13 protein-coding genes are annotated in these 19,264 nt (G+C 42.8%); 2 read left to right on the forward strand and 11 right to left on the reverse strand.

Features of this window, described 5'->3' with window-relative positions; translation table 11 throughout:
* Positions 1-14: 14 nt before the first annotated feature.
* Positions 15-1,421, reverse strand: coding sequence for a carboxypeptidase-like regulatory domain-containing protein (locus tag ACRQ5D_RS33715; RefSeq protein WP_432327974.1), 1,407 nt, complete (start codon positions 1,419-1,421; stop codon positions 15-17).
* Between the two features lie 250 nt (positions 1,422-1,671).
* Here ACRQ5D_RS33715 and ACRQ5D_RS33720 point away from each other — a divergent pair, with 250 nt between their 5' ends.
* Together ACRQ5D_RS33720 and ACRQ5D_RS33725 are read left to right on the forward strand one after the other, a co-directional pair.
* Positions 1,672-2,019: an ArsR/SmtB family transcription factor gene (locus ACRQ5D_RS33720; protein WP_090533366.1), complete on the forward strand. Its 348-nt coding sequence runs from the start codon at positions 1,672-1,674 to the stop codon at positions 2,017-2,019.
* A gap of 24 nt (positions 2,020-2,043) precedes the next feature.
* A complete protein-coding gene (locus ACRQ5D_RS33725) occupies positions 2,044-2,748 on the forward strand; it encodes a helix-turn-helix domain-containing protein (protein WP_091170298.1) in 705 nt (234 codons plus the stop codon).
* A 155-nt stretch (positions 2,749-2,903) separates the two neighbouring features.
* Here the strand turns inward: ACRQ5D_RS33725 and ACRQ5D_RS33730 are convergent, their stop codons facing one another.
* The 10 genes from ACRQ5D_RS33730 to ACRQ5D_RS33775 form a co-directional block, all read right to left on the reverse strand.
* Positions 2,904-3,674, reverse strand: a complete 771-nt coding sequence (locus ACRQ5D_RS33730; RefSeq protein WP_431198902.1) for a vanadium-dependent haloperoxidase — start codon at positions 3,672-3,674, stop codon at positions 2,904-2,906.
* Positions 3,675-3,818: 144 nt separating this feature from the next.
* Positions 3,819-4,244 (reverse strand): hypothetical protein, encoded by a 426-nt coding sequence (locus ACRQ5D_RS33735; protein WP_432327976.1) that lies wholly within the window; start codon positions 4,242-4,244, stop codon positions 3,819-3,821.
* 249 nt (positions 4,245-4,493) lie between these two features.
* Positions 4,494-6,224: a GMC oxidoreductase gene (locus tag ACRQ5D_RS33740; RefSeq protein ID WP_091170306.1), complete on the reverse strand. Its 1,731-nt coding sequence runs from the start codon at positions 6,222-6,224 to the stop codon at positions 4,494-4,496.
* A 199-nt stretch (positions 6,225-6,423) separates the two neighbouring features.
* Positions 6,424-7,641 carry an FG-GAP repeat domain-containing protein gene (locus ACRQ5D_RS33745; protein ID WP_431198904.1) on the reverse strand — a complete coding sequence of 406 codons (1,218 nt, stop codon included), beginning with the start codon at positions 7,639-7,641 and terminating at the stop codon, positions 6,424-6,426.
* Positions 7,642-7,933: 292 nt separating this feature from the next.
* On the reverse strand, positions 7,934-10,363 hold the full coding sequence (locus ACRQ5D_RS33750; RefSeq protein WP_432327978.1) for a CRTAC1 family protein: 2,430 nt from the start codon (positions 10,361-10,363) through the stop codon (positions 7,934-7,936).
* A 14-nt stretch (positions 10,364-10,377) separates the two neighbouring features.
* Positions 10,378-11,859: an FG-GAP repeat domain-containing protein gene (locus ACRQ5D_RS33755; RefSeq protein WP_431198906.1), complete on the reverse strand. Its 1,482-nt coding sequence runs from the start codon at positions 11,857-11,859 to the stop codon at positions 10,378-10,380.
* Positions 11,826-13,766 carry a CRTAC1 family protein gene (locus ACRQ5D_RS33760; RefSeq protein ID WP_431198907.1) on the reverse strand — a complete coding sequence of 647 codons (1,941 nt, stop codon included), beginning with the start codon at positions 13,764-13,766 and terminating at the stop codon, positions 11,826-11,828. Before ACRQ5D_RS33760 ends, ACRQ5D_RS33755 begins: the two co-directional genes overlap by 34 nt.
* 355 nt (positions 13,767-14,121) lie before the next feature.
* Positions 14,122-15,723, reverse strand: a complete 1,602-nt coding sequence (locus ACRQ5D_RS33765; RefSeq protein WP_432327979.1) for a RagB/SusD family nutrient uptake outer membrane protein — start codon at positions 15,721-15,723, stop codon at positions 14,122-14,124.
* A 33-nt stretch (positions 15,724-15,756) separates the two neighbouring features.
* Positions 15,757-17,514: a TonB-dependent receptor domain-containing protein gene (locus ACRQ5D_RS33770; protein ID WP_431198908.1), complete on the reverse strand. Its 1,758-nt coding sequence runs from the start codon at positions 17,512-17,514 to the stop codon at positions 15,757-15,759.
* Entirely contained in the window at positions 17,442-19,031 is a 1,590-nt protein-coding gene (locus ACRQ5D_RS33775; protein ID WP_431198909.1) for a carboxypeptidase-like regulatory domain-containing protein, read from the reverse strand. The genes ACRQ5D_RS33770 and ACRQ5D_RS33775 overlap by 73 nt, the downstream gene beginning before the upstream one ends.
* Positions 19,032-19,264 lie beyond the last annotated feature (233 nt).

The raw sequence follows: 19,264 nt of genomic DNA on the forward strand, positions 1-19,264 counted from the left end.
AGGTGTATAGATGGTTACGATCCTTTGGTCGGGCTGGTTCCGGTATGATAAACCGTAGGAAGCATTCCAGTCAAAAATAATATTCTTTTTCCCAGCGTGTGCTGCCCTTCCAATGCGGAAGTATAAATGCCGTTTTGAGTTGTCTCCACAGAGTAGCCTTTGTAGCGCAGCGGGTCTGTTTGACCGGCCTCAAAATTCAGGGCATTGTTGGTTTGCTCGAAGTCAACAGAAAAGTCGTTATTGTAAAGGTTTCTCCAGGCAATTTTGTTTTTTCCGAATGTATAAGCGAAATTCAGCAAACCGCCAAGGCTTTTATAGTTGGTATAAGTATTACGGTCAAAGCTGTACAGGGGAAGCTCTTTCGATGCGTCATTGAACCCGGTATAACCAATTCTGTCACCAAATGATGCACGGTGCCCATTGCTGTAGTTCAGACTGAAGTTATAACCCAGGCGATTGCCATTTGTATTGATTTTGGAATTGCCCGTGGAAAATTGAAAACCAATATTGGGAAGGCTCATTTGCCCTTCTTTGTAATAAAAAGTATTGGGAAATTGCTGCGCTATAGCGGTTTTTTCGGCACTTGTTGTCCCGGATGTATAGTCTTTTTTCACATTAGAATAAGCCGCAGGCAGCTTTCTTGAACCGTCATCGAATCCAAGAAAATCATATTTCCCGTTAGGCCTCGCATCAATAAAATTATTCTTAAGGGTAGTTTTGGAATTATAGCCAACGCTTATCGCCACTTCCAGGAACCTGCTGTCGGGAATATCTTTGGTAATAGTATTGATTGTACCACCCGCAAAATCACCGGGCAGATCTGGCGTCGCCGTTTTGTACACGATAATATTATCGACAAGACTTGAAGGAATGATGTCAAAAGCAAAAGCTTTTTTATCCGGTTCGGAACTTGGCAGCGTTGTCCCGTTCATCATATTGTTATTATACCTTTCGGATAAACCACGGATAACAACGAATTTACCCTCCTGCACGCTTGTTCCGCTGACGCGTTTCAAAACGTCACCAGTATTCCGGTCAGGGGATTTACGGATCATATCGGCAGATATACCATCACTTAATTGTATACTATTCTTCTGCCTTGCGTAAAGGGCGTTTACTGAAGCCTGGCGGTAAGTAGCTTTCACAACAACTTCATTAAGAGCTTGCGTTGAAGATTGGGTCAAAGCGACATCCAGCGAGGTTACTGCACCTGCCTGAACTTCCACATCAGAAACCGATTTGCTCTGGTAACCGATGTATTTAACAACGATACTGTATTTGCCCGGCTGAAGTCCACTCAATATATACCGGCCTTCCACATTGGTGGCAGCGCCCTTGCTGCCGCCCTGTAAGCCAACTGTCGCGCCTATGAGTGTTTCACCAGTCTTTTGGTCGATTACCCTACCGGCAATTTTACCCACTGACTGTGCAAATGAATTGGAGCTTATTAAAAAACTTAAAAGAATGAAAGAAAAGAGCCGAGTAAACTTTTGCATAATCTTAAATGACGCTCAAAATTATCGGCGATAAATTAAGCCAATGTTAACTTCATATTATCAAAAAGAATATATTGAATAATCGATATTATAGACAATCTTAAATAGATCAAGAAGCTTCCAACATTCAAAAAACAAACTCTATTTTAGCACGATCAAATAATTGTAAACAGCGATGGCACAAAAGAAAACAGAAGAGTTCAGTTATCCCGACCAGTTCATCTCAGATGTATCCATAGCACTGTCGCACCCCGGTAGGATCTCTATTATCCGTATCATTGCAAGGAAACCTGGGATTACCACAGGCGAGCTCGTTGAATTTCTACCGTTCGCACAATCTACAGTATCCCACCATTTGAAGGAGTTGATCAAAACCGAATTGATCTCGGTTAGCATCGATGGAAAAAGATCTTTGTATACATTAAATGAAAATATGTGGAGCAGATTCGCCAGACATTATGGTCGCCTCGTAGAAGAACTGGGCATACCGGATTCCCACGAAGCTGAACCGGAACAACATTAATTTATATTCTATAATATCGTATCTATGCCCGGTTCAAATATGGATATCAATAAAGCAGATCTGGAACTTTGCAACTTTGCCAGGTTGCTGGCGCTCCCAATCAGGGTATGTATCTTCAAAACGCTTATCGCTAATAACAACATACTGTCTCACGAGGCATTACTTTCTCTTCCTTTTAACCCAGGCCAATTAACGAAGCATATCACTGATCTTAAAAAAGCAGGCTTTGTAACCATCAGACGCGAGAATAGAAAGATCAGATATGAGCTTAAAACATCCGATATAAACCGCCCTGCCAGGCAGTTGGCGGATCTTTTCAAAATCATCGGCAGCTACGCACCTATTGAGCCACTAAACCCTAACACCGTCGCTTCCGGGAAAGAGAGCCTCCCACCTGCCGCTTTGAGTTTTGGTGGATTGATCAAAAAGTACAGGACAACATTAAAGTTTTCACAAGAATATTTATCCGCAGAACTTGGAATGAACCGGAGCGACTTAAGCAGAATAGAATCAGATAAAAAGGACTTTCCTCCGGGGAAGCTACAACTGCTGGCGCTGGCACTATCTGTTGAATGTGATGTATTAAAAAAGCAATTCTATAGTTTCAAAATTGTGGAAATGGTTGACAAAAGTGGGTTTGACGAGGCCGTATTAAAAAATGTCAGTAACGTGCTGCAGGCCGGTATTCCCGTCTCCGAACATTTCCCAACCAGGCGGGCTACCCGATAAATGCTGTTTATATTACATTCATATGTTATGTAGGAGATTTTCACGCCACTCTTGGTGATTATCCTTTTTAATGCAATGGCTGAGCATAATTCAGTATAACATTAATGTATATTAAAGGCAACAAGCGAAGATTGAATCGATCTTAAGATATAAACTCATTTCTCATGCAATTTAATCTTCATAAGTAACCTGTTTAATACCAGTTGCCCAACTTGCTTACCCTCTTCTGTTCCAACTATGCAGGAATTTTTAAAATGTATACCGCCATAAACGCGCGATATGCCCGCTTCCATTGCTGCTTCCCTAAAAGATCTAAAGCTACGGGGTGCTATTCCAAACTCAGTCTCTGATGTATCCCGATATGCAAAATTATCTCCGAATTGGTTGGTCAAAATCTCGGCTGCGGCGGCCGAGATTACAGCATGGCCGCTTACATATTCGGGGAATGAGGGCGTTTGAATATATGTTTTCCAGTCAGGGTCCAAATATTTGGTTATTACAGTCTCGGGGCGAACTAAATTATATTTATACTTAAAATACCAGCAGTTGATAAATGCATCGAATAAAGCAATCGATGTTTCAGCATATGCACAAACTGTGCTGCTAAAATCTGCCTTGCACGTTTCTGAGGCTATCCCCGCGATATTCATCCAATGCCCGCCTGGTGAGAACTTCTTAGTTCCGAAGGTGGCATGTCCCACAACGTTTAACTTAAAGGCATTATCATCCCAAAAATCAGCGATGTGTTTTTGCTCTTTGGTAAGATTTGTACCAACAGACTTTACATCTAATACGTCCTTATAAAACTGGCTATTTATGTCCTTCATATCAAATAAAGGAGGTGGTGGTGGCGCCACCTGCGAAGCTGAATCGAGTATTAAAGGCCTAATCTCTCCCCAATGCGGTTCCAATGCTTGTGAATACATAGGTGGTGTAGGTACCCAACGCCCTTCTTTTTTGTAACCGTGTATTTGTTAGCGGATCGAGTTTGTGCATAATGATCCGTTTTGCTCCATTTCATAATGTGCTTTGCAACTACATCTGAATAGTTCACCGAATGCTCAAATACATCAGACGGCATTCCGCCATCTTTTGCTTCCTTTTTTAATGCATCGACATATCTCGTCCATACTCCCCTCAGGAAATGTAACCGCATTCCCTACATAGCAAAAGGCAAGCAAGGATGCAAACGGGTAATCAATTTCAACACCCGGAGCAGGTTTTGGTGTAGCGGTTAAATGCCTGATTTGACCTGCCAACGACCGGAATTTTTTAGGGTCTTGGGCGGATATTACCTCGTATGCGGCAATGTTAGCATACGCATAGTTACGGGAAGCAATGACCGGCGGAAAATTATTTTCAAGTATAATGTCATTTAACTTTTTTTCCGTAATACGGTACAATTCCGGATTATCAGTTATCCTTTGATAATCAGCTTTTTGGCAGGAACTAAGCAAAATGATAATCCCTGAAAGCCAAAGTAAAAAACGATTCATAAAAATTTATTAATTGTGACGCAGCATAGCTACTATATGAAAAGGTGCTTTTTATTTGATAATATCTAAAAATGATAGCGACATTTAAATCTACTGCCCATGATAATGAGTCGGAACTATTATCCCGGTATCTTCGGGCTTTGAAATTTGCTGCGTTTTGCGATAAAACAGATGCTTACCAATATTGCTGTATTGTATTAATTATATTTCGTCTGATTAATTATTAAAATTAAAGCTTAAATATATCGCTTATAAATTGCCTTTTTTTAACTCATCCACAGCATAGTGAGCCGCGCGTGCGGTCAGCGCCATATAAGTGAGCGATGGGTTTTGACACGCGCTTGAAGTCATGCAGGCCCCATCAGTTACAAACACATTTTGCGCGTCCCAAACCTGGTTGTGCGCGTTGAGTACCGATGTTTTTGGATCTTTACCCATACGTGCACTCCCCATCTCGTGAATGCCCTGACCAATTGCATAATTTTTATCCCAGGTTGTGATATTCTTTACCCCGGCCGCTTCATACATGGCCACCAATTCTTTAATAATATCCTTACGCATACTTAGCTCATTCTCTTTCAAACCCGCATCCATTGAAAGTACAGGCAACCCCCACTTATCTTTCACATCTTTATTAAGCGTTATTTTATTATCGTGATAGGGCAAAATTTCACCAAAACCGGTTGCTCCGATATGCCATGCACCAGGTTCTGTAAGCGCATCTTTAAAATCAGCACCTATATTCATTTCCGCAACATCCCGGCTCCAGCCGTCTCTGCTGGCGCTTCCCTGGTAACCATAGCCGCGCAGAAAGTCCCTTTTATCACCAAACAAGTTAACAAAACGGGGAATATAAAAACCATTCGCTCTGCGGCCAAAATAGTATTTGTCTTCGAAGCCTTCTATTGTTCCTTGTGCACCGAGCATATAATGATGATCCATAATATTATGTCCTAATTCGCCGCTGCTACTGCCCAATCCGCCTTGCCATACATCTGTTGCGGTATTCATCAAAACCCATGCACTGTTCAGTGCAGAAGCATTCAGGAATACAATTTTTGAATAAAATTCATAGGTTTTATTCGTTTCGCCATCCAGCACCTCAACACCCGTCGCTTTGCTGGTGTCTTTATCGTACAAAATTTTGGTTACGATTGACCATGGCCTGACGGTAAGGTTACCCGTTGCCATTGCTGCGGGCAGCGTTGAAGATTGTGTACTGAAATAACCGCCAAATGGGCAGCCCTCCCAGCACCGGTTTCTAAACTGACACTGCGTCCTTGCCTGGATAGGCGCGGTAAGATTGGCCACGCGGCCTATAAACATGTGGCGCTGCCCCTTGTAAAAAGCTTTTATTCTTGATGCCACATCTTTTTCCACACAATTTAGTTGCATAGGCGGCAAGTAGTGCCCATCGGGTAAATGGGGCAAGCCCTCCGTCGATCCACTTATTCCGGCAAATTTTTCTACATAGTCATACCATGGCGCCAGTTCTTTATAACGAATAGGCCAATCAACAGCAATACCATCTTTTGCATTGGCTTCAAAATCAAAATCGCTCCACCGGTAGCTTTGCCGCCCCCATAAAGTAGACCTTCCGCCTAACTGATACGAACGCCACCACGTAAACGGTTTAACTTCTACATAAGGACAATCCTTTTCATTTACCCATGATTTCATCAGGGGTTCCTGGGCCGCGGTCCCATACATGGCCCAATCCCGGGATATAACAGGGTTATCTGTTTTCTGCTGTAAGGTAGCATTGCCCCGGTGTTCAAATTCCCATGGATCTTTTGTAGCGGTAACATAATCCTTTATATGCTCATAATTACGACCGCGTTCAAGCATTAATACTTTCAGACCTTTTTCGGTTAATTCCTTTGCAGCCCATCCACCGCTAATCCCCGAGCCTATTACAATAGCATCGTAGGTGTTTTGAATTTTAGCTTTGGTATTTACGTTCAATGAATCTATTGGCATGTGACTATATTTAGATTTTTGGTATTCGGTTAAATTATAGTTCGGCAATTTCTATTTTTCAGTAATAAATTTCTGCTCCTTCGGATTGTATAATTATCCGCCCATCATTCAACGATGGTGATTCAGTTGTATTTTACTACCACCCTATTTACAATGCAGGTAATTTTATTTTATCACTATTCCCTATACTGTATTCCATTTACTCCTTTTTATCCGGAGCATTTACCAGTACCTCTGTTTTATCATTATTTTTAGCTACGATCAGCAGCTTGTTGTTTCCGGCTTTAATCTCTTTCATATCACGTACCGCCCCTTTTATTACGATGCCGCTTACCTGCGGTTTAACTGCCGTAAAGCTACCTTTCCCATCTCCTTTAAGCAGCAACCCATAGCTGGCATCGTAGATCCCTGCTTCCGGTTTTGACTGGTAAAAGTTGCCTCCCAGCACAATGTCCTTTTTTCCATCCCCGTCATAGTCTTTCACCACCAGCCCAAAAACCGTCGAAAACTGCGCCTCCACCGGCAATGGCTTCATCAGGAACTTACCGTTCCGCTTATTCAGCAGCACACTGCTCCGCATTTCGCAGGCATCCAGCTTAACCATCTTTTGTAACAGCTCCCTGCCAAATATATCTTCCATCCTTTGTTCCTTGTACTGGGCGTACCGCAGGTATTTCTTCTTCAGGTAGGGAAGTTCGCCTACCAGGTCATGCCTCAATGCCATCGGGTATTGTTTGTCGCCGTTATAGGTGCATACTATATCTTCTATGCTGCCCGTGCCGCTAAAGTCCCCTACATACATACTTACAGGCTTCGCTCGGGTTGCCTTAAACCTGGAGTTTAGCCCATGATTGCCGGCTACTATATCCGGGTAACCATCGCCGTCTATGTCCGCAATCTCCAGGCGGTTCCACCACCCATTACTCCACTCCAGGCCCGCTTCGCGCGTTACTTCCTTTAAACGCCCACCTTCATTATGGAATATCCGGATCGGCATATACTCCCCGCAGGCCACCAGGTCTGGTTTTCCGTCACGGTCATAATCAAACCATTTGGCATCGGTAACCATACCCAATTCCGTTAAGCCCGGGGCCCTCTCGTCGGTTACATCTGTAAAATAGCCTTTGCCATTGTTCTGCAGGAGATAACCCTTACACGGGTAGCCATATTCACCCGGCTTTAAACGCACTCCAACAAACAGGTCCTGGTCCCAGTCCCCGTCAACATCTGCGGCCGTTACGCAGGAGCTGCTCTCAAACTGAAATGACGGCAGCACCTGTTGCGATTTGCTGAAATTACCCTTCCCATTATTGATATATAGCCGGTCGATCAGATCCGTCGAGTTAGCCGAGAACTCGTTGCCTCCGCTGCATACATACAGGTCCTGGTCCCCGTCGCCATCCACGTCGAAAAACAAACAGTCTGTATCTTCACTGGCCTTATCCTGCTCAAACAGCTTTTCGTTGCTCCGTTTAAAACGCCCCCCGGCGTTTGGATATATAATGCGCCTGGCTGGTCCTTGGCCCCGCAGATATAGAAGTCTTCCAAACCATCGCCGTTGACATCGCCTTTACCTATCCGCGGGCCATCCGCCGAGTGCATCTGGAAGATCAGCTTTTCCCTGTCAAAATCTATAAAGTCATTTTCCTTGTGCACAAAGTCTATCCCATGGTTATCTGTACTCTGCTCAAACACCGGCTTTGAACCGGCTACCCCCGCACTGCTTTCCCGGGCAATCCCGATTCAGCCTCTTTTACCGTGATTGTCTGGTTCGGTTTTATTCCTTTTAATACTTTCTGCTTACCGCAAGGCCATTTTACCACTATCGAATCGATCTCCTTTATTTTACCTAACCCGAAATTCAACCGGGTGTCTACGCTCGATTCAAATCCCCGCGACGGAACCTGCTCCTGGTAGTTTAAGGTATGATTATAGTATAACGTTACCTGTGCCCCTACGCCAAAGCGGTTCTTCCCCTCGCCCTGCAATACCACTTTCAAATATTTATTCGCCGGCTCCAGCTTCCTGCTGTTGTTTCGGTAGATAAAGGCCGGCATATTTACATTGTTCACCACCAGGTCCAGCGCCCCATCGTTATTTAAATCACCATATGCCGAACCATTCGAAAAACCCGGGTCACCAAGACCCCATTCGGTTGCCTTATTGGTAAATGTCAGGTCCCCATTGTTTCGGTAGGCATAGTTAGGCACAGCCTCCGAGGGCATGCTATCTATCAGCTTCTTGTAATTTATGCCTTTATTTGTCCAAACACTCCCCATCACGTTCCGATCGGATAAACGTTGAATATAGTCCTGGTTTGTTAAGTCCTTATAAATACCGTTAGCGATAAAAACATCTTTGAATCCATCATTGTCAAGGTCAGTGATCAACGCTCCCCAGCTCCAATCGGTTGCATGAACACCTGCAAGCCGGCCTATCTCGCTAAAGGTTCCGTTGCCATTGTTCAACTGGAGCGTGTTCCTGGTAAACTGGTGATAATAATCATATCTTAAATCAAGCTGGTATTTATCCCAGTTTTCAAAAGTGGTATTTGTTTTAAGCCTTGATTCTGATGCCGGAAGCATATCCGTCACAAAAATATCAGGATGTGCATCGTTGTTGATATCGGCCAGGTCGGCACCCATTGATGCATTACTAATGCTTTTCATCTGATCCTCAAGCGATTCTTTAAACGTACCGTTGTGATTATTAATATATAGGTAATCACGTTCAAAAAAATCGTTGGAAACATAGATGTCGTCCCAGCCATCCCCATTTACATCTCCCACACTTACCCCCAAACCAAAACCAATTACACTACCATAAATACCGGCCTGTTCACTCACATCGGTAAAATGGCCACCATCATTCCTGAATAATTTTTGCCCTCCCAATAAATCTCTTTTATTCCGTTCATTATTCTGAATATTAAAGCTGCCGATTGCCTTAAAAGAATTGCTTAACATAAAGAGGTCCAGGTCTCCGTCATGATCATAATCAAAGAAAACAGCATGGGTTGAGTATCCATTTACACCAATTCCATATTCCTTTGCCCGTTCGGTAAAAGTGAGATTACCGTTGTTAATGTATAGTTCATTCTGTTTATGATCGCCTTTAACATCGCCACTATTGCAAACATAAATATCCAACAGTCCATCACCGTTAACATCTGCCATAGTAACACCGGTAGACCATCTGCCGAGCTTGGCAATTCCGGCTTTTCCGGTTATGTCTTCAAACTGAAAATTGCCTTTGTTTAAATATAGATGACTGGGCACCATGTTGCCCACCAAAAAAAGATCCGGCAATCCGTCATTATTGATATCCCCTATTGCTACACCGCCACCGTTATAAAAATTACGATAAGTAAAAATATTGAAATTAGCATCATACGATAATTGGTTAACAAAATCGATATGCGTTTCATTGGAATTTAAAAGTTCAAAAAGCTTATTGCCACCCCCGCTTTGCTTTTTTTGGCAACTGGTTAAAGCCAATAAAAAGAACACAAAACAGTACCTGATGCTAAAAACATCATGAATAGTTTTTTCTGTCAAAAAAGTAAAATTCACCTTATTTTTTTCATCTGTCAATAAATCAGTGTAATCTACTTTTACGTGGGCGTCATCATATTTCCCGATGATAATTCGCCGGTTACCATCTACCTGCACAAAAATCGTCCCTTTAGCCGGGTCCGTTATAAGGATAAAGTCCTTTTCCTTATACCATTTTTTCAGCATATTTAATACATCCAACTGCAGGCTATCAGCAAACATTTGTTTATTCCAAGGGGCGAAAGCATCGTAACTAAAACTCACTCTCATTTTGCTAATCTTACCTTGCCGAAAATCAGGGTAGAAATTCATGGAAGCCGGATATTTCAATTCCTTATTTAGTTTATATAAAACTGTTGTATTACCGGGGCCTGCAAAAAAGATCCCTTTTTTATTCATTTCCCAACAGTGGGTGTAAAACTCTTTTGAGGTCATCCCTAATTTTATTCCCTGAAACAGGCTATCTCTTCTCACTCCCCGCGAAAGTTCACTCGCTACTGCGTTTTCATACTTTCTGTCGTCTGAATTACAAGAAAATACAGAAATGAGACATACAACAACCAGGATCCCTTTAAAATATCTCATAGTTAACCACCATCTTATTTAAAACTTAACACCTCTGTTTTATCATTATTTTTAGCTACAATCAGCAGCTTGTTGTTTCCAGCTTTAATCTCTTTCATATCTCGTACCGCCCCTTTTATTACGATGCCGCTTACCTGCGGTTTAACTGCCGTAAAGCTACCTTTCCCATCTCCTTTAAGCAGCAATCCATAGCTGGCATCGTAGATCCCTGCTTCCGGCTTTGACTGGTAAAAGTTGCCTCCCAGCACAATGTCCTTTTTTCCATCCCCGTCATAGTCTTTCACCACCAGCCCAAAAACTGTCGAAAACTGCGCCTCCACCGGCAATGGCTTCATCAGGAACTTGCCATTCCGCTTATTCAGCAGCACACTGCTCCGCATTTCGCAGGCATCCAGCTTAACCATCTTTTGTAACAGCTCCCTGCCAAATATACCTTCCATCGTTTGTTCCTTGTACTGGGCGTACCGCAGGTATTTCTTCTTCAGGTAGGGAAGTTCGCCTACCAGGTCATGCCTCAATGCCATCGGGTATTGTTTGTCGCCGTTATAGGTGCATACTATATCTTCTATGCTGCCCGTGCCGCTAAAGTCCCCTACATACATACTTACAGGCTTCGCTCGGGTTGCCTTAAACCTGGAGTTTAGCCCATGATTGCCGGCTACTATATCCGGGTAACCATCGCCGTCTATGTCCGCAATCTCCAGGCGGTTCCACCACCCATTACTCCACTCCAGGCCCGCTTCGCGCGTTACTTCCTTTAAACGCCCACCTTCATTATGGAATATCCGGATCGGCATATACTCCCCGCAGGCCACCAGGTCTGGTTTTCCGTCACGGTCATAATCAAACCATTTGGCATCGGTAACCATACCCAATTCCGTTAAGCCCGGGGCCCTCTCGTCGGTTACATCTGTAAAATAGCCTTTGCCATTGTTCTGCAGGAGATAACCCTTACACGGGTAGCCATATTCACCCGGCTTTAAACGCACTCCAACAAACAGGTCCTGGTCCCAGTCCCCGTCAACATCTGCTGCCGTTACGCAGGAGCTGCTCTCAAACTGAAATGACGGCAGCACCTGTTGCGATTTGCTGAAATTACCCTTCCCATTATTGATATATAGCCGGTCGATCAGATCCGTCGAGTTAGCCGAGAACTCGTTGCCCCCGCTACATACATACAGGTCCTGGTCCCCGTCGCCATCCGCGTCGAAAAACAAACAGTCTGTATCTTCACTGGCCTTATCCTGCTCAAACAGCTTTTCGTTGCTCCGTTTAAAACGACCCGCCCGGGTTTGGATATATAATGCGCCTGGCTGGTCTTTGGCCCCGCAGATATAGAAGTCTTCCAAACCGTCGCCGTTGACATCGCCTTTACCTATCCGCGGGCCATCGGCCGAGTGCATCTGGAAGATCAGCTTTTCCCTGTCAAAATCTATAAAGTCATTTTCCTTGTGCACAAAGTCTATCCCATGGTTATCTGTACTCTGTTCAAACACCGGCTTTGAACCGGCTGCCCCCTCACTGCTTTCCCGGGCAGTCCCGATTCAGCCTCTTTTACCGTGATTGTCTGGTTGGGTTTTACTCCTTTTAATACTTTCTGCTTACCGCAAGGCCATTTTACCACTATCGAATCGATCTCCTTTATTTTACCTAAACCGAAATTCAACCGGGTGTCTACACTCGATTCAAATCCCCGCGACGGAACCTGCTCCTGGTAGTTTAAGATATGATTATAGTATAACGTTACCTGCGCCCCTACGCCAAAGCGGTTCTTCCCCTCGCCCTGCAATACCACTTTCAAATATTTATTCGCCGGCTCCAGCTTCCTGCTGTTGTTTCGGTAGATAAAGGCCGGCATATTTACATTGTTAACCACCAGGTCAAGCGCCCCATCATTATTTAAATCACCATACGCCGAACCATTCGAAAAACCCGGATCTCCAAGTCCCCATTCGGCTGCCTTATTGGTAAATGTCAGGTCCCCATTGTTTCGGTAGGCATAGTTAGGCACAGCCTCCGAGGGCATGCTATCTATCAGCTTCTTAATTACCTCCTTCTCACTACCCATCATCTTTCTTACTTGTATCGGATTAGCCATAAATTGGATATAATCCTGATCGGTTAGGTCTTTATAAATACCGTTGCTAACGAAAATGTCTTTAAACCCATCATTATCCATATCCGAGATCAGTGCGCCCCAACTCCAGTCGGTTGCATGAACTCCCGAAAGCCGGCCTATCTCGCTGAAGTTTATCTTATTTGTGACTAAGTTTTTATTCATAACCGGCCCCTGGTTCAGCTGCAAAACATTGCGAAGGAATTGCTGATAATATCCATTTTGGAGGTCGGACTGATACTTATCCCAGTTTTCAAAAGCTGTTTTTGTTTTTAACCTTGATTCCGGTTCAGGAAGCATATCAGTCACATAAATATCAGGATAGCCGTCATTATTGATGTCGGCTATGTCAGCTCCCATTGAGTTTTGGCTTAGTTCCCTAATTGCGTCGGTAAGGCACTCTTTAAAGGTACCGTCGCGATTATTAATGTAGAGGTAATCACGTTCAAAAAAATCGTTGGAAACATAGATATCGTCCCAGCCATCCCCGTTTACATCAGAAATGGTTACACCTAATCCAAAACCAATTTTGCTGCTGTATATTCCTGCTTGTTGGGTCACGTCTGTAAAATGACTACCGTCGTTACGATACAGTTTATTCCCACCCAGGGGATCAGGAATATTGCGCTGATCTTTGATCAAATCATAGTTCCCTACCGAACGAAACGAATTATTAAGAAGGTAGCAATCCAAGTCTCCGTCGTGATCGTAATCAAAGAAAACAGCATGAGTACACAAGCCTTTATTATTTAACCCGTATTCGGCCGCTTTTTCGGTAAACGTGAGGTTACCATTATTAATGAATAACTGATTACTTCTGTTTTTTCCGGAAAAATCGCCCGACTTACATATATAAATATCCAACAGCCCATCGCCGTTAATATCCGCAAAGGTAACGCCAGTTGACCAGACACCTGCCGAAGAGAGTCCGGCCTTATCGGTTATGTCTTCAAACTGAAAGTTGCCTTTGTTTAAATAGAGTCTGTTTGATTTTTGATTTCCGCAAAGGAAAACATCCGGCAAGCCGTCATTATTAATATCTCCAATACCAACACCCCCACCGTTATAAAAATTACGGTAGGTATAAACATTCAATTGTTCGGTATATTTAACATCATTGGCAAAAGTTATTCCTGTAGATGATGAAGGAAGCAGTGAAAAAAGTTTGTTGCCTTCGTCTTTTTTAGGCTCACTGGTATTGCAGCCAATCAAAAATAAAAATGCAAAAAACAACACCTGCCGAATATAGCTGGCCCCGGTGCATGAAGCATATATCTTTGCCGCCATAACGGAACGCCAAAAGGCTGTGAAAAATAAAATGACCTTTGGGGAGCTACGTTTTATTGGAGAATAAACCAATAATACAATTAGCTCATGAATAATATTAAGTACCCGTTTAATCATTCACTTTATATAAAATAAGTTCCTTTTCACCTTGTTCAAATATTGTAGTCGTCGCAATTTCTAAACCTGATGAGCTGACAACAACTCAATCAAAACAGCAAAACACAACCAACTAATAATCAAACAATTAAACCAACATCCAGGTCAATTAGGTAAATCCGTGGTATTTAATGAGGAAAGCAAGTGATTTATTACTTGCTTTCCTTAAAAGAGCACCTTTACTAACTCAGGTATTTTATCAATACCCGGGGTTTTGTTTCAGGTTTGGATTTGCATTAATTTGAGGTTCGGGTACCGGGAAAATATTAACGTGAGCATCCGGATCGGCCGGGTGGAAACGGTACGCATCATTATAAACACCAAAACGGATCATGTCCTGCCTTCTGTAGCTTTCTGCGAACATTTCCCGGCCGCGCTCTGCTAAAAATATTAAAGGAGTTAAACTGGTAAATGGTGCAACCCCTCCATGTACTGTTCGGATTTGATTAACCAGTGCAAGCGTAACCGGATCGTTCCAATTGCCACTTTTTCTGGCTAATAATTCGGCCTTCATCAGCAAAATATCAGCGTATCTATAAATTGCCAAATCATTATCCAAACTTGTCTGCATACCTTTATAAAATTGCCATTTACCAATACGTGCACCTGCCTGTCTCCAGGCATTGGGCTGCAGTTCGTTAATGTAAGGGGTAAAGGTAATAGGCGGACCATTAGGATCCGTCACATCTGCACCGCCGTCTGTTAAGGGGGTTACCCCATCAGCCTGGTATTGAGGTCCAACAAGGAAATTATTCAGCATCCTCTTATCGAGGGTACCGGTAGTAGGTGTACCTTTGGGGTCAAGACCTACAACTGTTCCCTGCGGGCCCGGATTTTGCGCCGGGTCAATATAGGATTGGTAAAATTCCTGTACCGAAGCAAATCCATTCCATGGCTGGTTATTCATTTGATAAGTATTCTGGCTTTGCAAGTGCAAAGTCTCCATATTCATATTAAAGCCGCCCGCTTTAACCCCATCAAACAGTATCGCCCAAATAGACTCGGTTGAACTGGTATTATTCCTTGAAAAGTTATCAGCGTAATTATTCATCAGGGTATACTTCCCGGAATTAATGATTACATCACATGCAGCTAATGCTTTATCATATTGTGGGGTCCCGGTATAAGTTTGGGCATTTAAATATAACTTGGCCAAAGTTGCTTCAGCAACATAATAAGTAACACGGCCATAGTATGGGCCATCTCCTGTGCCTATTTTGGGTAGTTTTTCAATATTTGCCAGTAATTCTGATTCAATAAAAGCATAAACCTCGGCCCGACTTTTAGTTGCAGGGGGTTTGGTATCCGAAAAATCAGTAGTGATAGGCACGTTGCCAAACAAATCAAGCAGCCAGTAGTAGTAAATGGCCCTTAAACATTTTAATTCTGCTACATAAGTAGCAGCAGTTGGTGATTTACTTACAGCCAGGGCAGCTAAAATTTTGTTACAAGTAGTAACCCCGCCGAAACCAAGGCTCCAGCCATTAGCTGGTTGTGAATCGGTGCTGTTGGTTTTATGTGTTTTTAAACGTACCCAGTGCCCACCGTCACCCCAGTCCGCGCCCCGTGTTGGTACAACAACCTCGTCGGTAGTAACCTCATTTAAGTTAAAGAAAGCACCGTTATAACCATAAATAGAAGAATATGCAGCGCCCACAGCGGCCGCCAGTTGCTTATCTGTTTTATAAAAACTATCCTCAGTTACCTGATCGTAGAGCAATGCTTTTTCATCCAGCTTTGTACATGAAGCCGCAGCAAGAAACACCAGCAACGAATATCTTGTTAATGATTTATGTTTCATAATTTGTATATATTAAACTTTGAAATACCTTAATTAAAATCCCAAATTAACGCCGAGGGTAAATGACCTTGTATAAACCCATGTCTCCCTGCGGTCGATACCCGGAGCTAACACATTTCCAGAGTCAGCGTACCTAACCTCCGGGTCGACACCTGTATAACCGGTAATAGTGAAAAGGTTCTGGCCCGAAATATAGGCTCTCAAACTGCTAATCATCCCCGGTTTACTACTCTTGGCAATCTTGAAAGTATAGCCAAACGTTGCGTTATCCAATTTCAGGAAAGATGCTTTTTCAACGTCATAACTGCTGTATGCGGCACCATCGGTAACTTTGGGATTGAAATATTTGGTATTTACTATATTGTAGCTGGTTGCAACATTTGGATTTTCGTAAAACGCGCGGTAAGTATTGATTAACTGATGACCGATAGATGAGCGAAGAAAAAAGTTAAAATCGAACTGTTTGTATCTAAAGGCGTTGGTAATCCCAAATTCAAATTTAGGTAAGCCATTACCAATAACCTGGCGTGGCGCATTTGCTAATCCAACAGTGCCGCCTTTGCCGTCAGAGTACTGGTATACACCATTTGCGTCAACACCTACATATTTGGGCCCGTAAAGTATACCGATCGGCTGACCTTCTACCGCCCTCGTTAACTGCGTGGCTTCCTGGCCAGGAGTGCCAAGGTTGGTAGCCCCTACGTACGAACCTTTTAAAGCGTCAATCAGCTTTGTTAAAACTACGTGGTAACTTGAAATATTACCACCAGTCGTCCAACTGAAGTCAGGTGTTTTAATAGCTTCATAGCTTAAAGCTAATTCCACACCCGAGTTACTCAATTCACCAATATTTTCCCATGTGTTGTTGAATAACGCCGGTGGCGAAGGCACCGTAACGTCAAAAATCAAGTCGGTAGTTTTCCGGTTAAAATAGTCAAATGTGCCGGTTAACCTTCCGTTTAACAGTGAAAAGTCTAAACCGATATCTGTTTCAGCTTTTTTCTCCCATTTCAGACCGGGGTTAGGGTTCCTGGTGCCACTGTAGGTACTGAGGTATACACCATTGCCCGCATAGTAGGTACCGCCGCTATTTGATAAAGTAGACAATGAAAGATACGGAAACGGTGGTAATGCACCGGTAACACCGTAGCTGCCGCGCAATTTAAGGTTGCTTATACTTTGAATCTTTAATATTCTGCTCAAATCAAAACCTGCACTAACAGCAGGAAAAAAGCCCCATTTGTTATTTACACCAAACTCTGTTGAACCGTCTCTTCTTAAACTGGCCGAAAGGAAAGCGATATTATCATAGTTTAAGTTTACCCGCCCGAAAAACGAGATCAGCTTATTCTCATTTTTATAACTTTCAACTACACCTATACCATTTTTAAAATCAAGAGCGGCTGCAAAATTCTGACCCGAAGCATCAGTTACAAAATTACCGCCCTGGGCATCAAATCCCTGGTAGAAGAAATCCTGATACGAATATCCGGCGACAGCAGCAATCTCCAGTTTATGTATTGTTTTGTCGTAAGACAAGGTGCTTTCAAGCAGGCTATTTTCAGATTCATCATCAAATTTTGCAGAAATACCCGAACGGCCAAAACCACTGCCCAACGGAAAGCCCCTGGAAATAAAGGCTGTAGTTGGGGAGTACTCTGAATGATAGATGCTTGTTGTTTGTTTAAAATATTTAGTAGCAAACTTCAATCCTTTAGTTAGCTCATACGTCGCGGTTCCGCCAATGTTAAATTTCTTATTCCGTGCTTCGTTTGTATTTTGAACCAACATTGCCACCGGGTTTGAATAATCAACGAAGTTGGATTCAAAAAACCCCCGCCGGTTAAATCATATAAAGGATCTGTAGAATGCACCGGTGCTGTGGGGTTAAAAATGGTTGCATATTTGAAAGCATCGGGAAAACCAAATTGTGAGTTTCTGTTAGTAGTATTTATATTTAAATTGAGGACCAATTTGTTATCCAACGCCTTGTGTGTGATATTCAAACGGCCATTTAATTGCTGAAAACCAGTTCTGATTGCAACACCCTGACTATTGCGATAGTTTAAAGTTGCATCATAAACAGTACGCTCATCACCTCCCGAAATGCCTAAATTATGTACATGTGAAAAAGCCGAACGGGTTATTTCTTTATTCCAATCGGTAGAAGAGCCATAGTTTGTCCCTTTGCCAAGCGCAACAAACTCGGCGGCTGTCATATGCTTGGTAAATTTGGCAGGGGTTTCTTCAGTACCTGAAACGTTATAAGTAAGCTTTGACATCCCTCTCTTTCCTGCGATGGTTGTTATAATGATAACGCCCGCCGACCCGCGTGTACCATAAATGGCAGCGGCCGAACCATCCTTCAGTACGTCAATACTTTTTATATCATTTGGATCAACTGTATTAATATCAGCCCCCACCTGGCCATCAAGCACTATTAGCGGCTGTGTGTTAGCTCCTAAAGTAGAAAGTCCCCTTAACCTGATGGCAAAACCACCGTTAGGGTCGCCACCCGGGCGTGCGATAGAAAGACCGGCTACTTTACCTTGTAATAACTGTGCAACATCGCTGATATTACCTTTATTAAATTGTGCTGCACTTACAGAGGTAATTGCGCTGGTTACTTCCCGCTTTTTCTGTGTTCCGTAACCAGTTACAACAACTTCGTCCAGGCCATTTGTACTTTCCGTTAACACCACATTAATTACACTTTGCTGATCCTCCCCTAATGCTAATGTTTTTGTTACCGATTTAAAACCAACAAAAGTAAAAGTGAGCGTATAGTTACCTGCCGGTAAATTAGCGAAGCTATAGTTACCGTTAACGTCTGTTGCTTTATTTAATGAAATTGCGCCATCCAGTTTTACCGTAACACCCGCTAACGGACTCTCCTTTGAATCGGTCACCGTTCCTTTAATTATGCCTTTGGATGCTACTATATCAGTAGTGACATCTGCTTTTTCACCGGTTGCCGCTTTATCCTGATTTGATTTTGTAATTAATATCTGGTCATCAATCTGTCTGAATTTGAGTAAAGTGTTAGACAAAATGGCCTTCAGAACTACTGCTATCGATTTATTACTGGCAGCAATATCCAGGTTGAGAATATCCTTCACATCATCATTGCGATACATAAAATGAAAACTGCTTTGTGATTCGATTTTATGAAAAGCTTTTACAAGTGATTCATTCTTGAGTGTAAGACTCACCGCTACCTGGTCAATTGTCTGACTCTTTACAGGGGCTGCTGAAAATACAGGAATTGAAGTAGCTAATATGAACATTGAAATTATCCCGATTCTCATACACTGTTTAAAATTTAAGTCAATTAGCAGATGAAATCTGAGCGGGTATTTAACAAAATGCCGCGGTTCTGCCAGAATTATGGAAAAATTCATAATTTAGTTTGTTTTAAGTGATTAATGTCTTCGATTGAATGTTAAAATTTAAAACACCCGGCTAATACAATCGATTGCAGTCGAATAGCGTTAGCGACCCTCTGAGGTTATTTCCCCGGAAATGGTTCAGAGGGTTTTTT

Source organism: Mucilaginibacter sp. P25, assembly GCF_050859465.1.
Lineage (GTDB): Bacteria > Bacteroidota > Bacteroidia > Sphingobacteriales > Sphingobacteriaceae > Mucilaginibacter > Mucilaginibacter gossypii.

Coding starts and splice junctions, on each gene's coding strand:
- ACRQ5D_RS33720 (WP_090533366.1), top strand. CDS start 1,672: ATGGCACAAAAGAAAACAGAAGAGTTCAGTTATCCCGACCAGTTCATC.
- ACRQ5D_RS33725 (WP_091170298.1), top strand. CDS start 2,044: ATGCCCGGTTCAAATATGGATATCAATAAAGCAGATCTGGAACTTTGC.
- ACRQ5D_RS33730 (WP_431198902.1), bottom strand. CDS start 3,674: ATGTATTCACAAGCATTGGAACCGCATTGGGGAGAGATTAGGCCTTTA.
- ACRQ5D_RS33735 (WP_432327976.1), bottom strand. CDS start 4,244: ATGAATCGTTTTTTACTTTGGCTTTCAGGGATTATCATTTTGCTTAGT.
- ACRQ5D_RS33740 (WP_091170306.1), bottom strand. CDS start 6,224: ATGCCAATAGATTCATTGAACGTAAATACCAAAGCTAAAATTCAAAAC.
- ACRQ5D_RS33750 (WP_432327978.1), bottom strand. CDS start 10,363: ATGAGATATTTTAAAGGGATCCTGGTTGTTGTATGTCTCATTTCTGTA.
- ACRQ5D_RS33760 (WP_431198907.1), bottom strand. CDS start 13,766: ATGGCGGCAAAGATATATGCTTCATGCACCGGGGCCAGCTATATTCGG.
- ACRQ5D_RS33765 (WP_432327979.1), bottom strand. CDS start 15,723: ATGAAACATAAATCATTAACAAGATATTCGTTGCTGGTGTTTCTTGCT.
- ACRQ5D_RS33770 (WP_431198908.1), bottom strand. CDS start 17,514: ATGTTGGTTCAAAATACAAACGAAGCACGGAATAAGAAATTTAACATT.
- ACRQ5D_RS33775 (WP_431198909.1), bottom strand. CDS start 19,031: ATGAGAATCGGGATAATTTCAATGTTCATATTAGCTACTTCAATTCCT.